This is a genomic window from Nocardioides sp. CPCC 206348, assembly GCF_048654705.1.
GTDB lineage: Bacteria > Actinomycetota > Actinomycetes > Propionibacteriales > Nocardioidaceae > Nocardioides.
Window position 1 is genome coordinate 1 of the sequence record NZ_JBMCZA010000224.1, and the last position, 4,785, is coordinate 4,785.

At 70.0% G+C, this 4,785-nt stretch carries 7 protein-coding genes and 1 pseudogene; 5 read left to right on the top strand and 3 right to left on the bottom strand.

Features of this window, described 5'->3' with window-relative positions; genetic code table 11:
- The coding region (locus tag ACOADB_RS25275) for an oxygenase MpaB family protein (RefSeq protein ID WP_378605410.1) at nt 1-528 on the top strand (528 nt) is incomplete at its 5' end.
- A gap of 4 nt (nt 529-532) precedes the next feature.
- Here ACOADB_RS25275 and ACOADB_RS25280 read toward each other — a convergent pair.
- A complete protein-coding gene (locus ACOADB_RS25280; protein ID WP_378605413.1) occupies nt 533-919 on the bottom strand; it encodes an MmcQ/YjbR family DNA-binding protein in 387 nt (128 codons plus the stop codon).
- Nucleotides 920-1,017: 98 nt separating this feature from the next.
- On the opposite strand from ACOADB_RS25280, the gene ACOADB_RS25285 reads away from it, so the two are divergent.
- On the top strand, nt 1,018-1,686 hold the full coding sequence (locus tag ACOADB_RS25285; RefSeq protein WP_378605416.1) for a hypothetical protein: 669 nt from the start codon (nt 1,018-1,020) through the stop codon (nt 1,684-1,686).
- Between the two features lie 9 nt (nt 1,687-1,695).
- Here the strand turns inward: ACOADB_RS25285 and ACOADB_RS25290 are convergent, their stop codons facing one another.
- Nucleotides 1,696-2,568, bottom strand: a complete 873-nt coding sequence (locus tag ACOADB_RS25290) for a LysR family transcriptional regulator ArgP (protein WP_378605419.1) — start codon at nt 2,566-2,568, stop codon at nt 1,696-1,698.
- 77 nt (nt 2,569-2,645) lie between these two features.
- On the opposite strand from ACOADB_RS25290, the gene ACOADB_RS25295 reads away from it, so the two are divergent.
- Both ACOADB_RS25295 and ACOADB_RS25300 read left to right on the top strand, forming a co-directional pair.
- A complete protein-coding gene (locus ACOADB_RS25295) occupies nt 2,646-3,260 on the top strand; it encodes a LysE/ArgO family amino acid transporter (RefSeq protein WP_378605422.1) in 615 nt (204 codons plus the stop codon).
- A gap of 25 nt (nt 3,261-3,285) precedes the next feature.
- Nucleotides 3,286-3,621 (top strand): HNH endonuclease, encoded by a 336-nt coding sequence (locus ACOADB_RS25300; protein ID WP_378605425.1) that lies wholly within the window; start codon nt 3,286-3,288, stop codon nt 3,619-3,621.
- 3 nt (nt 3,622-3,624) lie between these two features.
- On the opposite strand, the gene ACOADB_RS25305 is transcribed toward ACOADB_RS25300, so the two are convergent.
- Complete coding sequence (locus ACOADB_RS25305; protein WP_378605428.1) at nt 3,625-4,176, bottom strand: AAA family ATPase; 552 nt, start codon at nt 4,174-4,176, stop codon at nt 3,625-3,627.
- Between the two features lie 105 nt (nt 4,177-4,281).
- On the opposite strand from ACOADB_RS25305, the pseudogene ACOADB_RS25310 reads away from it, so the two are divergent.
- Nucleotides 4,282-4,785: pseudogene (locus tag ACOADB_RS25310) on the top strand (hypothetical protein); the annotation flags it as partial.

The window sequence follows — 4,785 nt, forward strand, 5'->3', positions numbered from 1 at the left end:
GCCACCTTCTCGTTCAACAAGCTCACCGCGTGGGGCGTGCCGATGCCGTCCGCGGACTCGGCTGCGTTCCTGCACCTGTGGCAGATCACCGCGCACCTGCTCGGCGTGGCCGACGAATACATCCCCGCCACCTGGAGCGAGGCCAACGCCCAGTCCCGCCAGGTCCTCGACCCGATCCTCGCGCCGACCACCGAGGGCGTGGCGCTCGCGAAGATCCTGCTCAACCTGGCCGCCGAGTACGACGGCGGCCTGACCAAGCCGATGCTGCACTCCTTCACGCGCTTCTGCCTCGGCGAGCAGATCGCCGACTGGCTGCAGGTGCCCAGGGAGCCGGTGACCGACCCCCTGGTCAAGGCCGGGTGGCCGCCGTTCATCGCGTTCCGCGAGGCGACGATGTGGATCCCGCTCGCTCCGCAGGGCTACTGGCTGTTCGACGAGTTCCTCCGCCTCGGCGTGCGGTTCTTCCTCGGCGAGGGCAAGGTCACGAACATCACGATGCCGACGGGCAACAACCCGAACTACACCTGAGGGCTCACGAGGCCGAGGCGCCCGGCCGATCCACCTGGTCCACCAACCGCTGCGGCGCCTGGATGCAGAACGACTCGGTGAGCAGCTCGTCGAGCTCCTCCCAGTCGGAGTCGTCGTCGAGGAGCAGCCCGACGATGTTGCCGCCCCACTCTCCCTTGAAGTACGGCGCCCCCAGGTGCTGGAACGCCATCACCTCCTCGGGTTCGGCGCGGAACACGATCCGGAACAGCTGGTCCTCGCCGCCGAAGACGTGCGCGACCGTGGTCGTCGTCCCGGCCACGCGCCAGCGCACACCTGTCCACGCTTCCTCCTCGTGGCACTCCGGCAGCCGCGCAAAGCTCTGCCGCAAACGCGCGAGGTAGGCCTCGGGGACATCGGGACGAGCGGGCACGGGAAGAAATTTCCCACACGGCACCGACAACCGCACCCACGGGACAACCGGCTGCAACCCCGGGGCGTCCTCTCTTCACCTGGACCGAGGAGAGCGCCATGAGAACACCCATCACCATCGGCCCGGCCATCGCTCCGGCCATCGCCCTGGCCGCCGTCCTTGCCTGCGCGGCTTGCGGGAGCACGGTCGAGGACGTCGCGGCCGAGCCCACGACGGCGGTCGCCAGCCCCAGCACCATCGCGAGCCCCTCGCCGACCACCGCCGAGAGCTTCCCCGCGAGCACCGCCACCCCGGCGTCGTACGACGACAAGGCCCTCCTCCAGGCACTGGTGGCCCTGGCGAGCGACCCGGGCACTGACACGGCCGCCGCGCTGCCGTTCGCCGACGAGGTCGGCCTCGGACTGGGTTCCGTGATCGTCGCGACCCGACCCAGCAACCGCCTCGCCTCGATCGGGGCGTGGGACGTCGATCTCGCGGCCTTCCGCGGCCACGTCGGCCCGTTCAACGCGCTGGGCCTGATCGCCCGGCATGTCGACTCCGACGGAGCCGACGGCACCCTCGCCGGTTTCACGACCTCGCTCGGCGAGCACCCCCACTGCGCCAATCCGCCCAACCCAGCGCCGGACGGCCTCGCAGGCCACCGACGCATCTCCCTCCAGCCGTCCGACGAATCGATCGACGGCTGTCTCGAGTGGTTCACCGTCGACCTGTTCCTCGACGACACGGGGACCATCGACACGGTCACCCTCGACATCTGGGAGCCGTGAGCAGCCGGTTCAGCGACGCCGCAACGCAGCTGCTGCTCGCCGTACCGTCTCGGTGAGCTCGGTCAGCGCAGGGCTGTCGAGGCGCCACCGCTGCCAGTGCAGGGGTACGTCGACCGGGCGGGTCCCCGGCAGCCGGACCAGCGCACCGGCGGCCACCTCGGGAGCCAGGTGCGGTTCGGGGATCATGCCCCAGCCGAGACCGCTGCGGACCGCCTCGTGGAAGTCGGCCGTGCTCGGCACCCGGTGGACCACCGACGGGCGTCCGACACCGCGGGTCGCGAGGACGTCGTCCTGGAGGTGGTCCTTCTCGTTGAACACGACCACCGGGATGCCCGACCAGTCGATGCCCCGGCCGTGACGGTGGCGCTCCACCAGCCACGGTGCCCCTGCCGGGATGTAGCGCAACGATCCCAAGGGCTCGGACACGCAGCCCTGCACCGGCCGGGGTTCGTCAGTGACCGCAGCGAGCACCTCGCCCCGACGCAGGAGGTCGTGCGAATAGCCCTGGTCCTCGACGTGCAGGCGCAGGGCGGTCGACCGCCACTGGGCCACGGCGCCGAGGACCGGCCGGAACCAGGTCGCGAGCGAGTCGGCGTTGACGGCCACGGACAGGTCCACGACCTCCCCCGCACCGAGCGACACGGCGGCCTCGGTCGCCAGCAACCGCAGTTGCCTGCCCAACCGCACGAGCGGCTCCCCTGCTGGCGTCACGGTCGCGGGCGTCGTACGACGAACAAGGACCTGGCCGGCCGCTCCCTCGAGTGCACGCACCCGCTGGCTGACGGCGCTCGGGGTGAGGTGCAGACGCCGCGCCGCCGCCTCGAAGGTGCCTTCCTCGGTGATCGCCACCAGGGTCTCCAGCTGACCTGGATCGAAGTGCATGACCAAGTGAAGCACTTCTTCACAAGGTGAAGAAACATTCGCTGGCCTTCACCTCGTGGCGAGCCTAGATTCCTGAGGTGCTCGCCCCCACCGTTGCCGGCCTCGTGACCGGCCTGACTCTCATCGTCGCGATCGGCGCCCAGAACGCCTTGGTGTTGCGCCAGGGACTGATCCGCTCGCACGTCGGTCCGGTGGTCGCGATCTGCGCGCTGTCGGATGCGGTCCTCATCGCGGCGGGCGTCGGCGGAATCGGCACCATCGTCGACCACGCCCGATGGGTCCTTGAGGTGGTCCGGTGGCTCGGCGTCGCCTTCCTGCTCTGGTACGCCGCCGCGTCGTTGCGTCGCGCGACACGACCCGAGTCCCTCGCTGCTGCCGGCAACGGCACCGTCGAACCCAGCGGCCCCGTCATCGGTCGCGCCATTGCACTCACGTGGCTGAACCCGCACGTCTACCTCGACACCGTTCTCCTCGTCGGCTCGATCGCCGCTGCCCACGACGGCGGGGAGCCGGCCGGGCGCTGGTGGTTCGGTGCGGGCGCCGTACTGGCCAGCGTGCTGTGGTTCAGCAGCCTCGGGTACGGCGCCCGTCTGCTCGCTCCCCTGCTCGCCCGACCACGCGCCTGGCAGGTGCTCGAGGTACTGATCGCGATCACGATGCTCTTCGTGGCGGCGAGGCTTGCGCTCGGATGAGGCGGCGCCGCGGCATACTCGCGACGTGCCTCCCCGCAGCCGCGCCGCGACCTACGCCAAGCGCCGTCAGCGACGGATGGCCAAGGTGGACCACGACCTGACCGACGACCAGTGGTTCGCGCTCATGGAGATCTGGGGCGGCTGCGCCTACTGCGGCGCCGTGGATGCCGCCCTCCAGAAGGACTGCATCCTGCCGATCTCGCGCGGCGGCCGCTACACGCTGACGAACGTCGTGCCGGCCTGTCGCTCCTGCAACGCCAGCAAGTGCAACCTCGAGGTCACTGCCTGGATGCGCCGCAAGAAGCTCGACGAGCGCACGTTCCTGGTCCGGCAGGCCGAGACGCTGCAAGCCCTCGTCTGAACCTCACGCGATCGAGGCGAAGAACCTCTCGACGTCACGGCGGGAGCGGAGCCGGTGCCAGGCCAGGGCGGCGTACGGCCCCTCGGTCATCGCGGTCTCGTAGCGCTCACAGGTCCGGCCGTACGTCGTCCACGCCCACCACAGGATCGAATCCTCGCCGCGCCAGAACATCAGCCCGCCCCAGCCTTCGCGGTTGCCGCTCCACAGCTCCTCCCGGGTGGCTGCCCGACGCACGGTCCGCGTGATGGACTGCCACATCGCTCGCCAGCGAGGCGGGTTCACCCACACCACCGTGTCGGCCCGTTCCCAGACCAGCGTCCCGAGCTTGCTCTGATAGTTGCCGTCGATGACCCACGCATCGCCCGCGGTCGCCGCAGCAACACGGTCCCGTAGTTCCTGGGCGCTCGCCTGAGCCCAGTCCGGCCCCCAGTGCAGGTCGTCGAGCTCGACGTGTGGAAGGTCCAGCGCCGCGGCGATCCGACGTGCGGCGGTCGTCTTGCCCGAGCCGGAACTGCCCACCACCGAGATCCGCCGCACGACATCCACCCTAGTCACGGACCGGCGCGCATCCTGTCCTTACGGAGACCGGCGGGCGATGATCGAGGGGTGAGCACGGTCGAACCAGCGATCGGGTGGGGCAAGATCCTCACCCTGCTCACCGTGCTCGCCGTCGCGAACGTGTGGTTCAAGCCGTTCGAGAACCGCGAGACGCCCCCGGCCACCGCGACCCGGATCAACAGCGTGACCGAACCGCTCGTGCGCCGTACACCGGGGTGGACGCCGTTCGCCGCGGCGACGGTCACGCCGGGGATCCAGCCCCTCACCGGTCGCGCGCAGTGCACGACCAACTTCGTCTTCACCGACGCCGGCGGCAACGTCTATCTCGGTCAGGCGGCACATTGCGCTTCGGCGAGCGACGATGAGATCAACGGCTGCAGGGCGCGGTCGAAACCGCTCGGGACCAGGGTGACCTTCAACCTGCACGGCACGAAGTACGACGCCGGGAAGCAGCTCGCGAAGGGGCGTCTGGCCTACAGCAGCTGGCACACCATGCGCAGGATCGGCGAGACGGACCCGAACGCCTGCCGCTTCAACGACTTCGCGCTGATCAAGGTGGAAGCGCGCTACCGCAAGCTGGTCAACCCGACCATGCCCCACTGGGGC